The sequence below is a fragment of the Legionella longbeachae genome (assembly GCF_004283175.1).
Taxonomy (GTDB): Bacteria; Pseudomonadota; Gammaproteobacteria; order Legionellales; family Legionellaceae; genus Legionella; species Legionella longbeachae.
In genome coordinates this window covers 39,344-61,214 of the sequence record NZ_RXNW01000019.1, presented here as the reverse complement: position 1 = coordinate 61,214, position 21,871 = coordinate 39,344, and the positions used below count along the sequence as shown (strand labels likewise).

Here is a 21,871-nt window from a genome sequence, read left to right as displayed (position 1 = left end):
CCTTTTTCTCGCAAATACCTGAGACCAGAACCTGCCTTTTGCTTTTCATCACCTTAAAACAAAAGGCAAGTTCTGACCCTCATTTGTTCGGGCCTAGCACAGTAATGGCAAGGATGCACCCCTTGCCTCTTCTGTCTTATTTATTTAAATGATTAAAGAAATTTACTCTCATTCCATTTTGTACGAGCTTATATTCGATATTACCTGATTGGCTATGATATTTATTGGTGCAGTGTGTCTAATGAATCATATGCTTACACTACAACTCCACATGATATTACTGGCACTTACAAATTGCCCATTTTCCTCATTTCCCTTGTTATTATTGGCATTAATGCCCTCCCATTACTTATTATTTCAACAGGGATGTATTAGAATTTGCAGCTGTTAATGCTTCCATTTTTTCAAGGAAAATCTCTTTAGCTTCGGCTAAAGTGCCAGGCTCAAGATTGTATAAACAAAGCTTATAATTATCTGAGAACGTAATTTGATAAAATCTGCCAATCTCATAGTAATTGAGGCCTATAATTCTTGGTTCTTTTGCCATTTCTGCTCTAATTATAGGATCTACTCCTTCCATCATTTGTCTTTTTGCAGCATCAGCAATTCCCCGCTCTTTTAACAATTCCTCTCTGGTATTATCCTTAAAAAATACATTTATAAATCCATGTTCAGTATCTCGTTGTTTTTCCGTATAAGGTGACAAAACCGTGGACATAGCATAACAAGCCTGAGCCAAATTTTTTAAACAAGCGATATTTGCATGGAAATCAGAAGGATTTACTGACCGCGGCTTAAAAGCATTGATGAATTTATCTCTGACTCTATTAACTAACTCGGATTCAATTGGTTGTAGCATACTTTCTTTTTTCTCTAACATGTGAATGACCTTTACACGTTTATTAAATTGAAAACAAAAATTATTTCATTTTGTAAAATTTTACAACAAACCAATCTTATCTAAACTTCTGATAATTGATCAATAAATATTAGGGCTTTATCAATACAAGTTCTCGCGCCTAAATAGTATATTCAAGCTAAGTTTCAAGCCCGGCAATAACTAAATCAAGGATGGGTTCATCACATTTTTTCGCTATTTCCAGTCGAACTAAATTGCGAAGTCTAATCATTTCATCCCAACTTTTTTCATGTGGATAAATGGGTTTTCCGATGGTTAGTTTGATTGATCCAGGCTTGAGTAAATAACTTCCATCGCGTAATAATGAACGAGTACCCGATAGTGCTACAGGACATAATGCTGCTTGTGTTTCCACAGCAAGAGTAAAAGCACCTAATTTAAAAGGACGTAATCCTGTTGCATAAGTAAAGGTTCCTTCGGGAAAAATAATCACTGAACTTTTCTTTGCAATTGCCTGCGCAATCTGATTTTTATTTTCAATACTTTTTGCAACATCCTGGCGATCAATGACTAAGTAACCTAATCGTTTAATAAAAGTTCGAACTATGGGTACCTTTAGTAATTCTTTTTTAACGGTAAATAAAGAACCTTGTGGTAGATAAGCAAGTAATAACAGGGCATCCGTATAGCTTGCATGATTGGCGACAAAAATGACATGTGTTTTACTATTTAGGTTGCCTTCATTTTCAAAACGAACCGGGCACATTCCTAATTTGAAAATACAACGTGCGCCAAGGGGAATTATTTTGGTAGCCGCTTCTTTAGGCAAAAACAAAACACAAAGCCAACCAGGGACAACAAGCAAAAATAAAATAATAGCAACATAGAGTGTATAGATGAATTTACCTACTAAAATAATCCCATCATAAATTTTCCTTGAAGCTCCCTTCAATAATAATTTCACAACTTGCAAGGTTGTCGATCTTTTACTTTTTATGAGCCTGCCTTCTATATATGCTTGCTTGCATGCAGAGCGACGCAGTTTCCCACTTGATGTTTTGGGAACAGTTTTAGGTAGCACAAAAAGAACAACATCGGGAGAAATACCTAATGCATCCATCATTTTTTCATTAATTGCTGCCCGCATAGCCTCTTGATTTTCTTTTTCAAGTTCATAAGATTCAGCAACCACAATTAATTTTTCTGTACCAAGAATAGGATCATTGACTCCAAATGCAATAATACATCCTTTTCGTACACGTGGTATTTGACTGACTATTTCTTCTATTTCTTCCGGATAAAGATTACGGCCAGCCTTGATAATCATGTCTTTTTTTCTACCAGTAATGAATAATTCATTATCCGCCACGTAACCTAAATCATTTGTATCCCACCATCCTTCATGGAAAATTTTTTTTGTCTCTTTAGGATTGTTGAAATAACCTTGCATTGCCGAAGGACCTTTAAATTGAATCATTCCGACAAATCGTTCTGCTGCTTCTTTTCCATATTCATCAACAACTCGAATTTGGTGATTCGATATAGGTACACCACAACTGACGAATTGAATAATATCTTTATTATTTGATGTGGTGAGCGCTTTATTAGCTTTTTCTAAAGCGTCTCTTTGGATTTGGTCTATTCGTGGTTTTCGTCTTTCTGGAGGAAAAGTGAGCCCAACAGTTGCTTCTGCTAATCCATAAACTGGAGCAAATGATTCTTTATCAAACCCATAAGATGAAAATTTTTTCGCAAAAAGTTCTAATGTTTTTGGATTTACAGCTTCGGCACCATTGAATGCAAATCGCCAGGAACTTAAATCCAATCCCTCAATATCTTCTTTATTAATTTTTTTGATGCACAATTCATAAGCAAAATTTGGGGCTCCTGATAATGTAGCGCGATGATAATGAATGGACCATAGCCATTGCTCCGGCCTCGTTAAGAAGGTAAGTGGAGATAAGATAACCATGGGGATACCAAAATACATTGCTCCGAGCCAATTCATAAGCCCCATATCATGATAAAGTGGTAACCAGCTCACGCCCACATCGGTAGGTTGAACAGGTATTGCCTTACCAATTGCGCGTATATTGGCAAGCATATTTTGCTGAGTTAAAAAAACTCCTTTGGGATCACCTGTGCTACCCGATGTGTATTGAATTAAAATAGGGTCTTCTGGTTCTAACTCAATCTCAGGCAAAAAGCCTGTTAATGCTCTAAGCTCCTTTATGGTAGTGATCTCTTTTAAACTGGGTACAAAAGCACCTAATATATGGCTTAGTGCTCCCGCTTTTACAAAAGTAATTAACATTCGGGCTTGAGCATTATGTAAAATTTTAGCTTCGCGTTCTGCATATTCTTCGATACGATCGGGCCGAAATGGAGGATAAATAGGAACAGGCGTAGCACCTACTAATAAAATTCCCGAAAAAGCGTAAAAAAACTCTTCTCCTGTGGGGAGCATAATTGCCACTGTGTCGCCCTGTTTTATTCCCTTCTTATGCAATCCGCGAGCGATATTTCTAGCCTCATCCCATAACTGCCCATATGAAATAATTTGTTCTTCACCTTGTTCATTTTGCAGATATAAATGAGGGCGTTTTTCTTCTTTTCCTGCATAAGCCAATAATACATCGATTATTGTTTTTGATTTGCCAAGATCAATGTTGGTGGCATTAATTGATGGTGCGTATTTTTGAATTTTTCTTTTTGGTTGTTCGCCAGATATTTCTGCAATCATTTTGACCAAATCATGTAAAGAATCAAGCTCCGTTAGAGCACGCTCAGGCAAATGAATTGAAAATTTTTTTCTATACGACTAAAAAGTTCCACTTTACCGATACTATCTATACCTAAATCACTCTCTAGGGAAGCATTTAATGATATTTTTTGCAAAGCACGCTGGGCATCAAGATCCATTAAGAATTTATGCACAATATCAAGTAAGTGTTGCTCAATTATTTGATGCTTCTTCTCTATGCTCATTATTGAAATCGCCCTTCAAATAATCATCCTATATTAAGCATATACGCCTTTTTACTATGAGAGTACCTCAGCGTAATCTCTTTAACGGCGCCATACCTATTAGTGTAGGTTTTGACTATCCCATGGATTAATCTTCTAATTTCAATTTACACTGGATAATTAGGGATTTTCATGGAGCATTTTTGCGATCCATTTTTTTAATTTATTGAAATGATTCCCTTTCCAATAAATTTTTCTGCAGGTTTGGCATTGCTTAAATTCTTTATAAAATTCTTTTGTTAATAATGGTATCTCATTCATAATGTGATTTTTCGCTACTTTTTTGAGTAATCCATTACAAACCAGGCAGCGAGTAAATGGATGGCATTATTTCGATAAGTCAAATCGCCTTATTACTTCTTTTACTTGCTGATTAAGTTCTATCTGACGCATCCAATGAGCATGTGTAATACATTTGTTTTTCAACAAACCTATATCGCGGGTTAGTACAATGCGCGGTTCTTTTTGGCAGCGCTTCACAATGGCTTCATCTGATAAATTTGTTTCATAAACAGTATCAAATCCCAGTAAACGCAGATACTTAGCTAGCTTTCCCAGATGAACATCAAGAATAAAACGAGTTGCTCGTAATGGTTTTGGACGAAGACGCGTGGGTTCTTTTATATCCAAACTCTCAAACATAGGATATACAGAAATGTTATCTTGATCTTGGATTAAGTAATTAAAAGCAACAGAATTACCATTGACCAAAATCAAATCGATTTCAGTGTGTGGAACTCCAAGTGACTCTATAACGTCTTTTATACTTGTTTGTTGTTTCAGAGTATGGGAAAAACGCTTTTGTCGCCTTTCCATGGGTAGAAAATCATTTAACTCCTCATAAAAACGCAACTGTATTGTGATCATGCTATGCTTAAATGAGTTACTTTTCTTAATTTATGGCAAATTAAGGAAAAAAAGACAGGGAAAAACACAAATATAAGGAGATTATTTTGAGTTTCTCACTAGAAAGCCCAGCATTTGAGCACAATGCTTTGATTCCTTTAGAATATACTTGTGAGGGAGATGACAAACCGCCCCCCCTTATTTGGCACAATCCACCGCCGCATACACAATCATTCGTTTTGATTATGGATGACCCTGATGCACCAATGGGGGCAAGAGATATTATTAGTGTAGCGCTAGTTCATCTCTTAAAAACAACCGAGGCTAAAAAAATTAATGTGCTTATTAAAATAATTAAAGGACCAGAGGGAAATCCAGTTAATTGAAATAATACAATTCCAACACAAGAAGAAATGACTCCAAGGATGATTGAAAGAAGACGATATTGTGCTAGATTCTGGGATAAATTTTTAGCCGCAGCTGAAGGAATGGAAACTAAAGCAGCAGTAAGTAATCCCCCAACCAGCTGCACCCCCATAGCTACTATCACCGCGATCATCATTAAATAAATGAGGTTGTAAAATTTAACATTAATACCTTCTGACTTAGCCAAGTCTTCGGAAATATTGATCAAAACCATCTTTGGATATATAAATTTAATAATCAATAAAATAAAAATCGAAACAATCATTGATATGATGGTCTCTAAAAGGGTGACCTGCTCAATGCCCCCAACTAATGCAGTTTCTGCTTGCTCTATTGACAAAAACAAAAAAGCTATGGCAACTCCAGATGCAAAAACAACGGCCGTCAAAGCTTCCATTGGCAACTTTGTTTTAAGTTCCAAAAGCCAAATAAAAATAATACCCAGCAGGACAAAAGGAAACGCACCTAATGCGATACTAAAGCCATAAACTAACGCCAAAGCGATTCCTGGCAAAGTCAAATGCCCCAAAGGACCAGCAACAAGTGCCATTCTTTTACTGAGCATCAAAGAGCCTAAATAACCTGATGCTCCACCAATAAATATTCCTGCAAGTAAACTCAAAGTAAATTGATAACTCATGTTTTACTCAGTGCTTATGTAAGTAATACTTTATTCCACCACCATACAATTGCTGCAAGCTTTCTGGAGTAAGTACGTTATTTGCCGGGCCGATGCACACGGCTTTTTTATTTAAACAAATAACCTGATTAGAAAATTGATAGACAACATTCAAATCATGGGTCACTAGTAACATGGTAAGCAACCAGTCTTTTTTCAACGTATCTAAAAGAGTATAGATGGTCTCTTCGCCACCGATGTCGATTCCTGTTGTTGGTTCATCAAATAGCAATACGTCCGGTTTTCCAACCAAACTCCAAGCTATCAACAATCGTTGAAACTGACCAGAGGATAAGTCACTCATTCTGTGGACCAAGAAACCATGATTAAGACCTACAGCACTCATAATCTGATCTATCACTTGATTGCTTGCCCGTTTTAACGAAAAAAACTCACCAACACTTAAAGGGATGTCTTTAATAAAAGGCAAACGTTGGGGAACATAACCAATTTTAATGTCTTTTTTCCATAATATTTCACCCTCATAAGGTAACAGTCCAAGCAAACATTTCAACAAAACAGTTTTTCCAGCCCCATTTGGCCCTAAAATGCTTACTATGTCACCCTTCTTTACGGAAAAAGACAGTTTATCGAGGATAATTTGGTGATCCAGTTCAACCGTCAAATCCCTCGCCTTTAAAATAAATTCATTATCCACGCTTTTCCTTTAGCTCTGCAGGAATAATAACGTACCCACCTAAAGAGTTTGAGCCCATTTTATCTCTTCCTGTGAAATGAACTGATCGAATCTATTGTAAAAAGTAGCATATAATTTCATTTTGTTCAGAAGCAATTTCATATTTCTTCCTCCAGATTGATATGAAACAGAATGAAATATCAAAAAAGGATTTTTTAATGCAAGGAATAGCAATAAAAAATTCATTTGGTTTTGGCAAAACAGTAGCTTTCTCCTGTGAGAAGATAAGAGAACAAGTTACTAACAGAGCTGAAAAAGAAGGTCTTGGAATTCTGGCAGAGATTGGTATTGCTTCAAAAACGAAATCGAAGAGTCAAAACCTGTTTGTCCCGTGTTTTGCATGAGGTATCAGCAATATCCTGGTTGATAGCGAACAATAAGGCATTCTGTCTGTTATGACCTTGGTTTAAAGCCCAATGCAGTAGATGACAACACCACTGGCTAACATTCCAAGTAACAACATAGAGGAGTCAAAAGCAAAGCGAACCGGTGTGAAACACCATACTAAAATTATTTTTGATATATAACTAGCCAAAATCGCGATGTATACCATAAAACGCGCATCATATATAGGAATATGATTTCCTAAATAAAGTAAGGCTGTTGCTAATGAAACACCATGGATTTCGACAAGCCCACCCAAAAATGAAAGCAATAAAATGCCCTTAACAGAAATAATTCGCCTTGCCATAGCAATCATTAGCAAGAATAATCCAATAATAAGAGACGTACGTACAATGGATAATAAGTTGAGCGGAGTAGATAACAAAATTTGCTCATTTGCTTGTGCTTTTTGAAAACGAAGCAAAATAAATGCGAACAAAACCCCACTACAAATCATTGCAACTATAGGCCAAATAATATAAATAAATAAACCTGGGGACGCTACCAAAATGATAATAAGTACATCTACTAACATTGCAATCGCAGCTAAAAGCCCTGAAGCAAGAATTGCATTCCATGATTTGGGATATCGCTTTAATGTATCATTTAATTGAGCAAAAACAGCAGTACTTGAAACTAATCCCCCAAATAATCCTGTCAGAGGAATTCCCAGGCGCTCACCAAATAAATGGATTGCTATATACCCCCCCAATTGAATCGCAGCAACTGTTGCAATTAATAATCCAAAATCTTTTGGATTGAATAAATGCCAGGGATCAAATGTACGATTGGGAAGGAGCGGTAAAATCCCTAACGTAAAAATAACCAGGATAATAATCGTTTCAATTTCATGAGGTTTGAATTTTTCTCGTGCCAAAATATGCAGGCGTTGGCGTTCAATGAGTACAAGAAAAATAATGGCACTCAACGTAATTGCCAGAAATGGTGATGTTGGAACCATATAACCCAGACAAAAAATGAAACACGCTGTAATTTGAGTTAAGATTTCAATACTATTGTTTTTTTTCTGATTAATAATCGATTGATAATAATTCAGCAACAAAATACCTATGACAAAAACACTTACTGCTATGGTAAGAGTCGCTTGTTGCAATACAGCAACCAAAGTACCCAACATCGATAATAATGTAAAATTTCTAACCCCCAGAAATTGGCTTCCTTCAGGGTGCCCACGCTCTCGTTCAATGCCAATTAGTAAACCAATTAATAATGATATGGTAAAGGAAAGTAGTGTTTCTAACATAATAATCAATTCCATGAACAGGAAGCTCTAAACTATCAATTCATCTGATATAAGGAATAATATAGTTCGATTAATGTTAAAAAACACTTTTTAAATTCGCATCAATGACTTGTTAGCATTGTTGTGACGAGGCTTTTCCAAATTTGTATAAGCCCTGGTTGCTACATTCTTGACTTGACAAAGTGATTTTGTACATCAAACTTAAATAAGCATAATGGGATAATTTATTGAACCACAATAAATGGAGCTTATCATGAGTAAAATAGCAAAATTGAAAAATATACACCCTGCAGAGCATACTTCCTCTCCTTTTATAAGACTGCAAAATGAAGTAGATAGATTATTTGGCGAGTTTTCCGATTTTTTCTCACCTTCCCGTTTTAAAGGCTGGGAGCAATTTGAACAGTTAAATCTTGCTCCATCTATGGATGTGGTTGAAGATAAAGATCACTTTAGTATCCAGCTTGAAATGCCGGGAATGGATGAAAAGGACATCCACCTATCGATAACAGATAATGTACTCACCATAAGTGGTGAAAAATCTACATCTAAAAAAAATAAAAATAAAAAATATGTTTCTCGAGAAATCAGTTACGGGAAATATGAGCGTTCCATCTCATTACCTTCGTCCGTGGATGTAGATAAAGTAAAAGCAAATTTCAAAAAAGGGATGCTTTGGATTCAACTTCCTAAGAAAGAAGAAACTATAGGTGGGGCTCGCGACATCAAAATAGAACAAGCCTAAACTTATTGCCCTACAGCATCAGCTATAGGGCATTACTAACTGTTTTTAAATCGATTAAATATTGAGAAAGTACATTGTTCAACAAAACGGGTACATTTCAGTATTAAAGATTTGAAAGTTCTGTGATCATTTAAATACCGCCCACTTCTTCACTCTGCCACTGATCCAAACCAAAGATTAATTCCTTCAACTAATGTCGGATGAGCAAACATAACATCACGTAATTTCTGGTAAGGTATACCCAGCTCCATGGCTAGTTGTACTACGCCAAGAATTTCACCCGCTTCGGCACAGAAAATTGAAACGCCTAAAATATGATCTGTTTTTGCATCAATAACTGCTTTCAAAAGACCTGTTGTTTCGCCTTGTGTTTTTGCCCGAGGAATACTCGCAGCAGGTATTTTTGCTATTTTTATAGAATGACCTTCAGCAAGGGCTTGTTTTTCTGTCATGCCAATTCGTGCTAACTCTGGGTCAAGAAATACTGTATAGGGAATCAACCGTCCTTGAGCCGAATGTTTACTCTGTGGGTTTTGTAGGTTATGTTTTAATAAACGATAATCATCCAGGGACAAATGAGTAAATTGAGCCCCCCCCTTGACATCACCTAAAGCCCAAATTCCCTTAGCTGTAGTTTCAAGATATTCATTAACTTTAATAAAACCACGTTCATCAAGTTCAACCCCCGTCTTTTCTAAATTTAACCATTCTGTATTTGCAATACGTCCAACTGCAATAAGCACATCACTTCCACGAATTAGTTCCGATTTTCCATTTTGATTCAAATCAACAATGATCGCCTCATGTTCCTCGTGGATACTTTTAATTTGAGTATCCAGTGCAAAATGGATTCCCTCCTGAGTCAAGGTTTCCAAAACTTGCTTGGCGATATCGCTATCTTCACGGCCAAGAAATTCCTTACTTGCTTCTATAACAGTAACATCTGCTCCCAAACGACGGAATAACTGCGCAAACTCCAAGCCAATATACCCCCCTCCAACAATCAGTAAATGTTTAGGCACCTCATCAACATTCATTAAACTGTCATTGGTGTAATAGTTGACTTTATCGAGGCCAGGGATAGGCGGTATAAAAGGCAAAGCCCCTGTATTAATAACAATTTTGTCCGCAGTAATTTCTAATTTATTTTGACCGTCTCGCGGCGAGGATAAATTCACCTCAATCAATTTATGGCCTAAAAAGTACCCTCGACCCAGCATAAGATCCATACCGGAGTCTAAAAATTGTTTTAAATTAGCTTCACGCATTGCAGTGACTACAGCATTTTTGCGTGCACGAATTGCTTTAAAATCAATAGGAGCAAGAACAGCATCTAAACCATAGGCTGTCGCTGAACGACAATAATGCGCAATCTTGGCCGATTGCACCAACGTTTTGGTAGGTATGCATGCTACATTAATGCACGTGCCACCAATTTGATTATCTTCAATCATGGCAACTCGTTGTCCATTTTTTGCCAAATCAACAGCAAGAGTTTTACCACCTTTGCCACCACCTAAAATGATTACGTCAAATTCCAAGGCCATTATAAATCCCTTATCGGTCATGATTTAATTTAAAATTAAGCACACGCATGATATAAATACAAGTTTCTAAATGTTCCATTTTCATTTGCCGAAAATTATCCGAAGGTTTATGCCCCTCTTGAATCTCAAAAAAAACTCACTATTTCCCCGAATCTGGCAAAAAATTGTAACGCTTAGGAAGTGAATTTATTCCCTATCCAACTTCATTTTGAAAATTCTGGTAAATCAATATTAATTCGCGAACCAAAAGCCAATCTTAAAGCATTAACAATTGCAAGAATGTCAATTAGCTCTTGAATTATTGCACCGCTTACTGGATTGATAAATCCTCCTGCTGCAACCCCCATCCCAATGATACTAAGCAACATACCTCCAATAGCGCTTTGCGAAGCAATCCTTCGAGTATTTAGGCTAAGATGGATTAATTCATCCACCTTACATAATGTATTTTCCATAATAACCGCCCCCGCCGCTTCAGCTGTTACATTACTGTATTGTCCAAACGCAATTCCGACCGTTGCTGCCGTCAATGCAGGCGCATCATTAATACCATCCCCCATAAAAACAGTTGGCGCTCTTTTAATCTCCTCTCGAACTATAGCCAGTTTTTGTTCTGGACTTTGCGATGCACGAATTTCTTTTATATTTAATAAATTAGCTAAATAGACAACTTCTGACTCACGATCTCCGGAAACCAACATAATTTTTTTAAATTGATGTGATGGGGCTAAATGGCCTAAAAATGATTTACTTTCAATGCGTGGAGCATCATGAAAATGTAACGAGGCAGCATATTGGTTATCAATCAAAACGATACATTCCAGTCCAGGTGCTACGGGCGGTAATAAGTGAATACCCTCAGGACTTACTTCTAAAATTTTTTTTCGGCTAGTAATGAGAATTGTATGGTTCCCAATAATTCCTCGTAACCCCTGTCCGGGTTTTTCAGATACATTTGAAGATTCAAGAAGAGTTATATTTTCTTTTTGTGCGGCATTTAAAACAGCATTTGAAAGAGGATGTTTTGAATAGCGTTCGAGGCTTGCCACATATTTTAAAACCATTTCTTTGGTATAGCCTGGAACCACGCTAATTTCTGTTAAAGCAGGCTTTCCGTAGGTAAGTGTGCCTGTCTTGTCAAAAATGGCAGTTTTGCAAGTAGGTAATTGTTCGAGAACAGTTGGATCTTTGATAACGATAGATTGTCTTGCAGCTCTTGAAATAGCACTAATGATAGTAATGGGGATAGCTATTAATAGCGGGCATGGTGTTGCAATGACTAGCACAGAAAGAAAACGTATTGCATCTCCTGTGAAATACCAAGCTGCTATTGCAAAAACAAGAGCGATAGGCGCAAAGATTGCCCCAATTTGATCCCCTAATCTCCTGATGGAGGGACGTTTTTGCTCTGCTTCCTCTAATACTTTTACAATGGCACAATAGCGTGAATCTGATGTAAGTTTCGTTGTTTTTATAATTAGTAAAGTTTCTCCATTAATTGCGCCTGATAAGACGAAAGCCCCTGGTGTTTTGGAGATTTGATAGGGCTCTCCTGTCAAATAGGATTCATCCATAGATCCATGCCCTTCAATAACAATACCATCTACAGGACAAGTTTCATGTGGATAAATCACAATTAAATCGTCTACCTTAATGTCTAATAATGGAATATCTTCAATATGGCTGTTTATTTTTCGATGAGCAATTGACGGCATACGCGCTACAAGGGAGCGCAAAACGGAAGATGCTTTTCGCATCGCGTAATATTCCAATGTTTGCCCACTGGCAAGCATAAGAATGATTAATGTTGCAGCCAGGTATTGATGTAAAATAACACCAGTTACCAAAGCGATCGCCGCCAATAAATCCGCACCTAAATTTCCTTTAAATAATTTAAATAATATTTGTAGAAATACAGGGATACCACCAATAACTATAACAAACAACAAGGGAATATTAAGCATAGGAATATCGAAAGCAAGCATAATAAGATATATGCCAATTGCAATTAATGCTAATAGTGCAATATATAATTGCCATTTTGACTTTAATGAAATTAAAGATAGGCGCATAAAATATCATTGAATTAATGTGATTAATTTCATCGTAGATGCTTTGCGTTTTTTGTCAAACTTATTGGGTTACATTTAACAGAATAAATGATGAACTATCCCCCTTGCTAAACCGCCAAATTCTGGCACTTCTATTGGTTCAGTCCTTCCCTATTTACCTATGTATAAAAAAATGACAAAGACAAATATATAGCCACCTGCATACATAAATCAATCAAACTTTAAGCACTGATAAAATTGTCTATAATATAATCAATCATGGATGATAATGGACTAATTATAATGACAATTCAACTTCTAATAATCTCTGAAATTGCTATGTCTTATGCACTATATAAATCAAAAAAGACAGGTTAAAAATTTAATTTATTTAAAGAATATTGACACCATTCAAAGAACAAATTTGCAGTATTAGTTCCGAATTTCCCTGATGAGCACATAGGGATCTATAGCCGTATAACTTAAGGTAAATAAAGGAGAGTTGCGTGTTACGTGCCATTGTTGCTCATATTTACCCGCCTTTCGTTTTCTTATTCTGGGTAACTTTCTTTTTGATTCTTACCAAGGTGGTGTTTTTTTATAAACGGCAAACTATGCATATTACGGCAGAGATGCACGGTACACGATTGGTTGTCAGTATCATAGGAGGTCTTTTTAGCATCTTTCTAGGATTTGTTACCTTTATCTCATGGAGTAATTATAAAGAAGCAACTGGTGTGGTTGCACAAGAAGTGACACAAATATATACAACTTGGGAGAATAGCAGAGGATTTCCATCTCCTGTTTTTCAAAATATTGATAAATTACTTAATGCATATATTTTATCGATTCTCAATGATGAATGGTCTGCAATGAAAAAAGGAAACGCATCATCAAAAACCCAAGATGCAAGCAACGCACTCTACTCAGAATTCTTGAAATATCGCCCTTCAGACTCTTATACCCAATCCTTTTATAATAGAGCGATTTCTTCTTTAAATGCAGCAACTGAGGCAAGAAACCAACGTATCAGCATGCTTGATGTCATTATCCCCACAGCATGGTATCTGATGATCTTAATTGGCACATTTACGATTATTTTCGTTTCAATTTTTTTGCTGGAAGGAATTTTTGTGGAGAATTGTATTCACGTAATGCTCTGCATTTTTCTGTCATTTTATCTTACTGCAATCATCGTCTTAAGTAATCCTTTGTCTGGCTTGATTACGATTTCTAATCAACCTTATAAGGCTCTTATATCCAGGATAAATGATCGACTTTAAAAACAGTCAGAGTCTGCCTTTTCTATTTTTTAATTGTCAGAAAAATTAAAAAGATCTGAACCTAAATTATTCCAAATGGGGTCTGGATTAAATAATTTGTCAGAGCTTTGATAAGAAACAAAACAGCATGATACAATATTTCGCCAAACAAGATACCTATTGAGTAAGAAATGATGGTACTACGCGAACCTTCCGCCCAGGATGAAACTGTATTTATTTCTACCATGAAAAATAGCCGTAGTTTTCATCTCCCTTTTATAATTGCGCCTTGTACTTCTGAAGAGTTCCAAACTTATGTGAATAAGAGCAAACAAGAAAGTGAAAAATACTATATTGCATGGGATGATAATCAACAAATTATCGGTGTTTTTAATATTAGCGGCATCATTCGTGGTGCATTTAAAAGTGCTTATTTAGGTTATTATGCCTCTGTAGAGCACCAAGGAAAAGGATTAATGAGTCAGGCACTTAAGCTTGTTCTTAAAGAGATATTCACAACTCTGGATCTTCATCGAATTGAAGTGAATATCCAACCTACAAATACAGCATCGATACAGCTGGCAACAAAAAACGCTTTTATTAAAGAAGGGTTTTCACCCCGCTATTTGAAAATCAATGGCATCTGGCAGGATCATTTTCGTTTTGCTCTAACTTTCGAAGATTGGGAAGCAAATCAGCAGTAGGAGATTAAGTTATAGCTGCAAAGTCAGGCATTAAACAACTACTAGCTGACACGCCTAACTTCATCAAATTTCTTAAGATCCAAAAATCAGCCTAATTAGTCCATCAGCTATGCAAATTTAACTTTTAGTTCTAACGATTTAAAGAGAAAGTAGGCTCTTTATCAGGAAAACCTGTTGGATTCGAATTTGGTTCAGTTTTGTTTTTTTGAAATAAACTCACGGTATGAATAGGCTCATCCTCGTTATCCAAATGGCCCTCATTAGCAGGAGTTCTCAAATTCTTTGCACCCTGAGAAAAAGATGATGGTGTGCTCTCTTTTACGTTCTCATGACGTGTATGTTTATCACGATGCCTGAATGCCTGGATGCCGTTATAAGGAGCCAAAAGTATATTTGCGATAGGGCATACCACAATTCCACCTACACCAACTACAGCACCACCTGCAAGAGCCAGTACTCCAACTTCGAATAGTCCTTTACTAAATAACAATCCTAATGGAATGCATATCCCTCCAACTACAACTCCCCCTGCTAATGCCGTAGCTCCAATTAATGGATCTAAAACCAATCGGGCTGGCAGAGTGACAATTGCTTCGGCATGATTTAATTTACTTTCTCTTTTCAACTCCTTTTTTTCATCTTTATCCCATGTAAATGCCGATTGCAAGCCTTTTCCATACTTACTCATTCCCCTAGAAAATTTTCCCATTTTATTTCCCCATTATTTAATATTTCGTTCCTTGTGTCTTAAATAATAACGGCGGGATAGTAAATAATAAGTACTTAATTTACAAAGGAAATACAGGAATTAAACTTATTCCACTCTGGAATAACTGCTGAGTTATCATCAAGCACCGAAAAGAATGGACCTTTCAACTGGGAAAATATATCCGTGTCTCCCGCTTTTATAAGTAGAGACAAGCTTTTTCTTCCTAACAACAGGCGAGCTTGGGCTTTTAGTTGCAATATACGCACTATACTCAAAATAAGAAGAACCTACTTTATTTACCCGAATAAAATGGCTTCCTTGTTCAGCGCTACTAAGAAATATTTTTACACCAATCCTTTATATGCTTGATAAGGATGGACTAAAAATAAGTGTGTTGGGCTACAGGTTTACCTCACAGTTTCTCAAGGGGATTTCTTGTTCATCAGGTTACCCAAGTTCGGTCTATTTGTACCAAAAATTTTTTGCCAAAAGATATACAAGACAATAGATTCTGGAAATGTAACCTGGAAAGCTATATCGGATTGTTACTTCCCAAGTTACGTGGTAACAACCTTAGATTATTCAGGATAACAACAGCTATCACTTCCACCTGCGATTCCAGCATGGAATAGGAGTGCATTTACTCCAACAATATCCTTTTTTCTCTTTTAAACAGCGATATCCAGAATAAGTATAATAATAATCACCCTCTGGAACCGTTCCCTGAACTGTATAGGTATTAGCCTGAGTATCTACAGCAATAGGCACACTTAACTTTTGGAAACTGGTAATGGTTTTCCTCCAGTCCCTGAGCAGCAATAGAGCGAATAAACTGACGGGGGAAGGGAATCAGGAAATGACAACAAAATTAAAAAACGGGATCCCATAAAAATCCCAAGGAAGAACGGACTCTTAGGCAAAGGTAGAGTCTCAAACAGAGTTATCCGAAGAAAACCTCAAAGAAATTGTGAATTCAAGAAACAAATGCAAATTCCAACTTTATTCCAGGTACATCTTTCAAAAACTTATAGAATAGGAAAAGAATTCAACGTATTTTCCTGTACGTAGTTTTGCAAGCGAATGATTTGATCGCGGGTTAGTTCTAACCTTTCAAGATTAGTAACCGTATGATCCCATAAATGGGATAAATCTTTATCATTAAGAAAGCATCCCAATACGCGCATAGGGCCACCATGAGTGATAATACAGATCTCTTGAGGTTTATCACCATAACTATTGCAAAGTTCCGAGAATGTTTGTAAAACCCTATGTTGGAATTCTTCTAATGTTTCACCGTCAGGAAAACCTGGAAATCCAAGAGGATCATTTTTCCAGAGATTCCATATTTTTTCTGGTTCCCCAGAAAGCTCGTCTACATAAAGTCCCTCTAATTTACCGGCATTAACTTCCTTTAAACCCTCAATAAAAACTGTAGGGGTTTTTATTTGTTTAAACTGCATACCAAACCATGTTTCCGCTGTTTGTATACATCGATGCAGAGGGCTTAAAATTAATAAATCAGGGGTTTTACTAGAATCCAATGTCCTAATAATATCTTGCTTGCCTTTCTCCGATAGTTCAATTTCAGCGTTAGGAGATTGTCCCTGTATTCGCTTTCTAGGCTCATTCCAGAGCGTTTCGGCATGGCGCATAATAACAATTTTCGCATTCCCTCTCCTAAAAGAAGAATCTGGGCTAACAGAGGAAAAAACGCTATGAAATAGGCCTGAACTCAGAGAAGAACTTTTTTGCTCTTCTTTTTTATCAATACATTCCTTTTTTTCTTGCATGCTTTACCCCAGCCCCCACCGAAAGATATATATTTTAAACATATTGTCTTTTAATTGTCAATATGACAACTCAATGAATGCTTTACTATTGTCGGTCAAAGGATTATAATTTATCAAATTAAATAAAATATAAACACTTTAAGCCCAAGCAAATCAAATAATTAAAGGATTCTTATGAAAAGTAAGATAGATTTCCACATGCACGAATATCCAGCCTCTCACTGGTCAATTGACTTTGCTAAGGCAGGCACTTCAATAGCAACTATTACTGTTCGCAATAAATATCATTTTTCAGTAATTCTTAATCCAACTGATTGTCAAGGATATCGCAGCATTATCCGTTACATTAATGAAGATAAATCCAGCATTTCCTCTGCATTTAACCGTATTTATACTCTATCGGAACAACGAGCTCTTAATGATGTGGCAGCTATAATGACGAAAATTTACGAAAAACTGGGAGTTATCGCACAATTTTCTCAGTTAGGGAATAATTCTCATCATTTTAACTCGCAATCTCGAGTCATACATGTAGGCGATGATGAGGAGCCAAGTCTTTTGCATCTTCACATGTGGGGAAGAGGAGATCCTGAAGTAGAATATATTCCTAGAGTACCACTCAGAGGACCTAAACCGGGTTTAATGTTTGATTTAAGGACAAAAGTTACCCCCGATAAGAGGGAATTGGATACATGTATCACTACATTTAAAAATCTATTAGGTGATTATATTAAATCATCGGAATTTATTGATGAATTTGAAAATTCTATAATGGTTTCCTTTGAAGAAACGAATGTAAAAGGAGCTCAAGTTAGGGAAAAAAGATCAGATGCGGGATTTTTTTCTTCGACTATATCACCAAAAACATGTTCAACTGATTCTGTATCTCCCTCTTCAGGACAACCTACACCAAAATTATAAATATGCAAATTCCGAATAGGGGTTAGTTTAACCTCAAAAAGAAGTAGACATTCATAATAAAAGTCTACTTCTTTTTAGGCATTCAGAATAGCCGCAAAATTGTCCTCTTGAATTCGATTTGAGAATTGTTAATCCTGGATAAATATTTTCAAAAGCCAAGAGGTGTCAGCGTGGTTCAATCAATTGGCACTAATACAAATCCCCTGGCTTGAAATAATTGATAAAACAAATATTAGCGAAAAAATTTTGCATGGTTTCTTTAAATAACCTGATGTCCCAATAAAAATAGTTCCATAAAAAATCATTTTATTTTTTAATTGGAAGCCGGGTTAATACTTTATTTGAAGACACGATATTATGTTCTCCTTTTCTGAGATACAATTATCTAAAGAATTTAGTAAACCCTTAAGCGTGGGACGAGCACCAGGATCTTTTTTTAAGCAGCTATCGATTAGAGTTCGCATTTCAATATCTGGCTCCAGCAATATGTCTTCCATAAGTTTACCAAGAGAGTAAACATCCATTGCTGAAGTAGCGAGTACTTGTTTTGGCTTTACTGACCAACACTCTGGTGCGATATGGGAATAATCTTCCTTGAACTCCTCTACTTTCTCTTGGCTTGATTTTTGAAACGCCAAAGGGTCAAGAGAAGTTCCTCTGAGTGCCGAAGAACCACCGTCGATTAAATAGCTCTTTTGCGTACTGGAATCGTAATAAATGTTGTCTGATTTGAGATCAACCATAATAATTCCTTTAGCATGGCAATCTATTAAAGCTTCGATAGCAGAACGAAAAATAAGCTTTTGAAATTCTGGTGTGTCAACTTTAAGCTTTTCATAGGGAACATGGGAAATATAGGGTACAATCAATCTATAATCCTTATTCCTCATAGAGAACAAGTGAGATTGCTTGTCAGGATAAACCGTTTGAAAAAATCTCTGTTTCAATATAGCTTCACCAAAATCTCCAGGCAATGTAACAGGGTTTAGAACAACAACAGATTTTTTAGTTTGAGATTGAAACAACCTGGCCTTAGCGTAACCTCCTACACCAATATCTTCTACGGGAGAATACTCCGTTCCTCCATCACTTTCATATCCTGAATCATATCCTGAATCTGGACTTGATTTAGTTTTGATTTTTCTTTTGGTTTTGTAACGAGGCATAACAATAATCTCCAATTATTGATTGAAAAAACCATCTGGTCCCTGGTCTTTGTATGGTGAATCAAGGTATTCATCACAGTTTAGGTGATTTTGAAATACGCTATAAACACACCTAAGTAAGTGATCTATCACTGTTTAAGAGCTGGCATATTACTGATTAATGATCAACTTTAGAACTTTAAGTTCTTAATCATACCATATGGTCACGCAAAAAAGAAACAATAAAGACAAACATACTGCTTAAATCCTATGCGGGTTGGCAACAAAAATGGGAAGGGTAGATTTGCTGATAAAACTGCCGTCAATTTGGAATCTGACTGTTCTAGGATTATTATTTGCTAATTTGGCCTAACAGATGTTTAAACATCAGTATAGCTGTCAGGCCACTCTTGTTGCTTAACTTTAATACTAAAAGTTAAATTGTCTTTCATTGTTTTGTTTCGAAGAGAGCTCTTCCTTAAATTTTAATAAATCATTTTTCATCTGTTTACTGTAGTCGACTTTTAAGTTATCAACAAAGCTTTGTATTTTTCGAACATATTCTGTATCTTTTTTATGTTGTTTATATGCTAAGTATTCTTCCCCTAATTTAATTGCCTGTTTAGGATCTGTTTTACTTAAGTGTTCAAGTCGATCTGCTACTTTATATATAGGGACAGCAACACTTTCAAAACCCATATCGGACAATACTCTCCACATTGGCCTTTTCTTTGATGTTGCTTTAGGTTCAACAGATTTCTCTACTGAAGGCTTTTCTTTGTTCGCAACTTCCAATGAAGGACTGTCAATGAGTTCCAGGTTAATGGAAGACTTTACATTGAGTCCAACCTCTGAAGTCGTATTATCGAGGAGCTCCTCCACTAATTTAGTCGCAGCGCCGGAGTGAAATAAAACCCCTACGTCGAGTGGCTCTTGAACGCCTGTCTCTATGCTTCTCATTTCCTTAGCATGAGGTAACACTTCTACTGGATCCTGGCCCACGTAGATCATCGTTCCGTGCAATACCTCAAGCGCGCTGTGGTAACCACAACCAACCAGAAATGCACACGCCCCAGCGGCTCGGGCTGAGGAGAAATAGTCTGTTTCCTTTTCAGGGTTTCCTGTATATGCTGAATCAAGACCACGCCCAGCAAGTATATCCCAGGTCCACAGAATTTCAGATGGCGAAGCAGACATATGCCCTGCCAGAGGCTCATCAATGTTGTTCACCCGGGTTTCATGCAGTCGAGCAGATGCCCATTTCGTTGGTACTAGATGCCCTTTTTTCTCAAATCGTCCAAGCAGTTCATCTGCGTCTTTACCGCAGTCGTGTATTCCCGTCCTGGGAATAAGCTCCTCTTCATCAACACGTTTTCTTTCTTTACTTTTTGTCGGACCAACAACGCCTCCACCACCAACATTTCTACCCCGCTGGGCAGAATCATTAACCAGATCTCGATGCTCAGGCCCCATCCCTTCGATTTGGAGTGCATAATCACTGAATGATTCCTTAAGTCTAATCGACACTTTCTCATCACGCACAGTACCTGTGGTAGCACCAGTGGCCGTCATAAATGCCCCCACGTCTCCGAGAAGAGCTATCGTTATTGCGCGCGCATGCCCAATTTCAGGGCCGTCAACGCCCTCGTACACACTAGACAAATGGCTTTCTAGTGTATTTCTGCAGAACTCCGCTAACCCCTTAGGATTATCAATGATCGTTCCTCTGGTTGCTTCGATAAAGAAATCTTGCGGATCCAAGCCTTCAGGGCCAAGAACGCGAGCACACAAGCCAATTATAAGAGAATCACCGTCTTCCTGCTTTGTAAGAAAATCGATGTATCCTAGCAGCCCATGTGCAGCAACACTTAGCTCATCTATTAGTTCTGTAGAGGGCCAATAAAGGCTTGCACGAGCTGATATAGTCTGGCTTAATGCTAGAGATAATGTTTCGCTGTCATCATTGCTGCTCAATATTGCCGGATCGACGTGTTCTCCAACGCGCTCACGTGGCGGAGAACGTCTTGGCGAACGCTTGGTTGGCACATTTTCTAACTTATCATCTCTCATAATTTGCTTCTCCACAGATACATGTTTAGACTTGTGTAGAGTACTCACTAACCTTGTTACCTCCGATTCTGTTACAGATCTCCAAGGCATATTAGTTTTTGTATATCCAGCATTCCATCGCAGATCATTCAACTGAATCTGACCCACACAACAAAATTTATTTGGAATATGCACATGTTTGATGACCAATCTCAAGGAGGAAACCAAGACCAAGAATATTGCTGCAGACAACCACGCTCATCTGATTGGTGCTCTATGTCTCAATATATAAGAAAGCATATTTCCATTTTTATGTACAATTATTGATCGATAAGATATTTATGTCAACAGCAAGGTCTTTTTCATCGCATCTTGACGCTTAAAAAAATGTTCGGAATTGTTTGCAATAACAGTATTCAGCTTATTTGGCTATCTATAGTCTTATAACCAAATGATTTGACTGTAGCTTAACTTTAAACTTTCAAGATTAACCACTAACTGCCCCGGTATAGGGCATTTTCCATATAAATTGATCATGAGCAATACACCACAAATTGTTCCTTGTTAGAACAAGGATGTTTTTTGGATTGCTTTAGCTTGAGCCCATTTATTTTCTATAAAATTAAAATTAGCAAAAGGGAATATTTTCCAGTATATATTAAGTGTATTACAATGCGTGTGATGACATTTTCAATTGATTTAAATGCACTAGAATCTTTGGAAAATCAGCTGCTAAACTCTGTATAAAGTTATCTACTTGATATGA

The 21,871-nt window shown here is 36.9% G+C and carries 18 protein-coding genes and 1 pseudogene; 6 read left to right on the top strand and 13 right to left on the bottom strand.

Annotated features, from left to right (window positions below; genetic code table 11):
* Nucleotides 1-352: 352 nt before the first annotated feature.
* From EKG34_RS16455 to EKG34_RS16440, 4 genes and pseudogenes are all read right to left on the bottom strand, one after another.
* The gene (locus EKG34_RS16455) at nucleotides 353-880 is read right to left on the bottom strand and encodes a hypothetical protein (protein WP_003634906.1); all 528 of its coding nucleotides are present in this window, start codon (nucleotides 878-880) and stop codon (nucleotides 353-355) included.
* A gap of 157 nt (nucleotides 881-1,037) precedes the next feature.
* Nucleotides 1,038-3,602, bottom strand: a complete 2,565-nt coding sequence (locus tag EKG34_RS16450) for an AMP-binding protein (RefSeq protein ID WP_003634905.1) — start codon at nucleotides 3,600-3,602, stop codon at nucleotides 1,038-1,040.
* Nucleotides 3,603-3,634: 32 nt separating this feature from the next.
* Nucleotides 3,635-3,847: an acyl carrier protein gene (locus EKG34_RS16445; RefSeq protein ID WP_035904969.1), complete on the bottom strand. Its 213-nt coding sequence runs from the start codon at nucleotides 3,845-3,847 to the stop codon at nucleotides 3,635-3,637.
* Between the two features lie 159 nt (nucleotides 3,848-4,006).
* Nucleotides 4,007-4,702, bottom strand: a pseudogene (locus tag EKG34_RS16440) (Mut7-C RNAse domain-containing protein).
* 137 nt (nucleotides 4,703-4,839) lie between these two features.
* Here EKG34_RS16440 and EKG34_RS19035 point away from each other — a divergent pair.
* Entirely contained in the window at nucleotides 4,840-5,118 is a 279-nt protein-coding gene (locus EKG34_RS19035) for a YbhB/YbcL family Raf kinase inhibitor-like protein (protein ID WP_041819179.1), read from the top strand.
* Here the strand turns inward: EKG34_RS19035 and EKG34_RS16430 are convergent.
* Complete coding sequence (locus EKG34_RS16430; protein ID WP_003634900.1) at nucleotides 5,034-5,798, bottom strand: metal ABC transporter permease; 765 nt, start codon at nucleotides 5,796-5,798, stop codon at nucleotides 5,034-5,036. The genes EKG34_RS19035 and EKG34_RS16430 overlap by 85 nt on opposite strands.
* 7 nt (nucleotides 5,799-5,805) lie before the next feature.
* Nucleotides 5,806-6,495: a metal ABC transporter ATP-binding protein gene (locus EKG34_RS16425; protein WP_012979455.1), complete on the bottom strand. Its 690-nt coding sequence runs from the start codon at nucleotides 6,493-6,495 to the stop codon at nucleotides 5,806-5,808.
* Between the two features lie 161 nt (nucleotides 6,496-6,656).
* Here EKG34_RS16425 and EKG34_RS16420 point away from each other — a divergent pair, with 161 nt between their 5' ends.
* Nucleotides 6,657-6,878, top strand: a complete 222-nt coding sequence (locus EKG34_RS16420; RefSeq protein WP_223800055.1) for a hypothetical protein — start codon at nucleotides 6,657-6,659, stop codon at nucleotides 6,876-6,878.
* Nucleotides 6,879-6,940: 62 nt separating this feature from the next.
* Here the strand turns inward: EKG34_RS16420 and EKG34_RS16415 are convergent, their stop codons facing one another.
* Nucleotides 6,941-8,182 (bottom strand): MgtC/SapB family protein, encoded by a 1,242-nt coding sequence (locus EKG34_RS16415; protein WP_003634897.1) that lies wholly within the window; start codon nucleotides 8,180-8,182, stop codon nucleotides 6,941-6,943.
* 253 nt (nucleotides 8,183-8,435) lie between these two features.
* On the opposite strand from EKG34_RS16415, the gene EKG34_RS16410 reads away from it, so the two are divergent.
* A complete protein-coding gene (locus EKG34_RS16410; RefSeq protein WP_003634896.1) occupies nucleotides 8,436-8,927 on the top strand; it encodes an Hsp20/alpha crystallin family protein in 492 nt (163 codons plus the stop codon).
* Between the two features lie 149 nt (nucleotides 8,928-9,076).
* On the opposite strand, the gene EKG34_RS16405 is transcribed toward EKG34_RS16410, so the two are convergent.
* Nucleotides 9,077-10,474, bottom strand: a complete 1,398-nt coding sequence (locus EKG34_RS16405; protein WP_003634895.1) for a mercuric reductase — start codon at nucleotides 10,472-10,474, stop codon at nucleotides 9,077-9,079.
* A 203-nt stretch (nucleotides 10,475-10,677) separates the two neighbouring features.
* A complete protein-coding gene (locus tag EKG34_RS16400; protein ID WP_003634894.1) occupies nucleotides 10,678-12,546 on the bottom strand; it encodes a heavy metal translocating P-type ATPase in 1,869 nt (622 codons plus the stop codon).
* Between the two features lie 485 nt (nucleotides 12,547-13,031).
* Here EKG34_RS16400 and EKG34_RS16395 point away from each other — a divergent pair, with 485 nt between their 5' ends.
* Together EKG34_RS16395 and EKG34_RS16390 are read left to right on the top strand one after the other, a co-directional pair.
* A complete protein-coding gene (locus EKG34_RS16395; protein ID WP_003634893.1) occupies nucleotides 13,032-13,808 on the top strand; it encodes a bestrophin-like domain in 777 nt (258 codons plus the stop codon).
* A gap of 170 nt (nucleotides 13,809-13,978) precedes the next feature.
* Nucleotides 13,979-14,491, top strand: coding sequence for a GNAT family N-acetyltransferase (locus tag EKG34_RS16390; RefSeq protein ID WP_003634892.1), 513 nt, complete (start codon nucleotides 13,979-13,981; stop codon nucleotides 14,489-14,491).
* Between the two features lie 130 nt (nucleotides 14,492-14,621).
* Here the strand turns inward: EKG34_RS16390 and EKG34_RS16385 are convergent, their stop codons facing one another.
* A complete protein-coding gene (locus EKG34_RS16385; RefSeq protein ID WP_003634891.1) occupies nucleotides 14,622-15,200 on the bottom strand; it encodes a hypothetical protein in 579 nt (192 codons plus the stop codon).
* 1,025 nt (nucleotides 15,201-16,225) lie between these two features.
* The gene (locus tag EKG34_RS16380) at nucleotides 16,226-16,990 is read right to left on the bottom strand and encodes a histidine phosphatase family protein (protein WP_003634889.1); all 765 of its coding nucleotides are present in this window, start codon (nucleotides 16,988-16,990) and stop codon (nucleotides 16,226-16,228) included.
* A gap of 174 nt (nucleotides 16,991-17,164) precedes the next feature.
* On the opposite strand from EKG34_RS16380, the gene EKG34_RS16375 reads away from it, so the two are divergent.
* On the top strand, nucleotides 17,165-17,911 hold the full coding sequence (locus EKG34_RS16375) for a hypothetical protein (protein ID WP_080619946.1): 747 nt from the start codon (nucleotides 17,165-17,167) through the stop codon (nucleotides 17,909-17,911).
* A 329-nt stretch (nucleotides 17,912-18,240) separates the two neighbouring features.
* Here EKG34_RS16375 and EKG34_RS16370 read toward each other — a convergent pair whose 3' ends face one another.
* Both EKG34_RS16370 and EKG34_RS16365 read right to left on the bottom strand, forming a co-directional pair.
* Complete coding sequence (locus tag EKG34_RS16370; protein WP_003634886.1) at nucleotides 18,241-19,077, bottom strand: protein kinase domain-containing protein; 837 nt, start codon at nucleotides 19,075-19,077, stop codon at nucleotides 18,241-18,243.
* Between the two features lie 408 nt (nucleotides 19,078-19,485).
* Nucleotides 19,486-21,126: a hypothetical protein gene (locus EKG34_RS16365; protein WP_003634885.1), complete on the bottom strand. Its 1,641-nt coding sequence runs from the start codon at nucleotides 21,124-21,126 to the stop codon at nucleotides 19,486-19,488.
* Between the last annotated feature and the right edge of the window lie 745 nt (nucleotides 21,127-21,871).

Bases quoted from the DNA above. Each gene is read 5' to 3' on its own strand.
- EKG34_RS16400 (WP_003634894.1), bottom strand. From the start codon at position 12,546: ATGCGCCTATCTTTAATTTCATTAAAGTCAAAATGGCAATTATATATT.
- EKG34_RS16415 (WP_003634897.1), bottom strand. From the start codon at position 8,182: ATGTTAGAAACACTACTTTCCTTTACCATATCATTATTAATTGGTTTA.
- EKG34_RS16405 (WP_003634895.1), bottom strand. From the start codon at position 10,474: ATGGCCTTGGAATTTGACGTAATCATTTTAGGTGGTGGCAAAGGTGGT.
- EKG34_RS16380 (WP_003634889.1), bottom strand. From the start codon at position 16,990: ATGCAAGAAAAAAAGGAATGTATTGATAAAAAAGAAGAGCAAAAAAGT.
- EKG34_RS16410 (WP_003634896.1), top strand. From the start codon at position 8,436: ATGAGTAAAATAGCAAAATTGAAAAATATACACCCTGCAGAGCATACT.
- EKG34_RS16420 (WP_223800055.1), top strand. From the start codon at position 6,657: ATGAAACAGAATGAAATATCAAAAAAGGATTTTTTAATGCAAGGAATA.
- EKG34_RS16390 (WP_003634892.1), top strand. From the start codon at position 13,979: ATGATGGTACTACGCGAACCTTCCGCCCAGGATGAAACTGTATTTATT.
- EKG34_RS16445 (WP_035904969.1), bottom strand. From the start codon at position 3,847: ATGAGCATAGAGAAGAAGCATCAAATAATTGAGCAACACTTACTTGAT.
- EKG34_RS16370 (WP_003634886.1), bottom strand. From the start codon at position 19,077: ATGCCTCGTTACAAAACCAAAAGAAAAATCAAAACTAAATCAAGTCCA.
- EKG34_RS16450 (WP_003634905.1), bottom strand. From the start codon at position 3,602: ATGATTGCAGAAATATCTGGCGAACAACCAAAAAGAAAAATTCAAAAA.
- EKG34_RS16430 (WP_003634900.1), bottom strand. From the start codon at position 5,798: ATGAGTTATCAATTTACTTTGAGTTTACTTGCAGGAATATTTATTGGT.
- EKG34_RS16365 (WP_003634885.1), bottom strand. From the start codon at position 21,126: ATGAGAGATGATAAGTTAGAAAATGTGCCAACCAAGCGTTCGCCAAGA.
- EKG34_RS16455 (WP_003634906.1), bottom strand. From the start codon at position 880: ATGTTAGAGAAAAAAGAAAGTATGCTACAACCAATTGAATCCGAGTTA.
- EKG34_RS16375 (WP_080619946.1), top strand. From the start codon at position 17,165: ATGAAAAGTAAGATAGATTTCCACATGCACGAATATCCAGCCTCTCAC.
- EKG34_RS16385 (WP_003634891.1), bottom strand. From the start codon at position 15,200: ATGGGAAAATTTTCTAGGGGAATGAGTAAGTATGGAAAAGGCTTGCAA.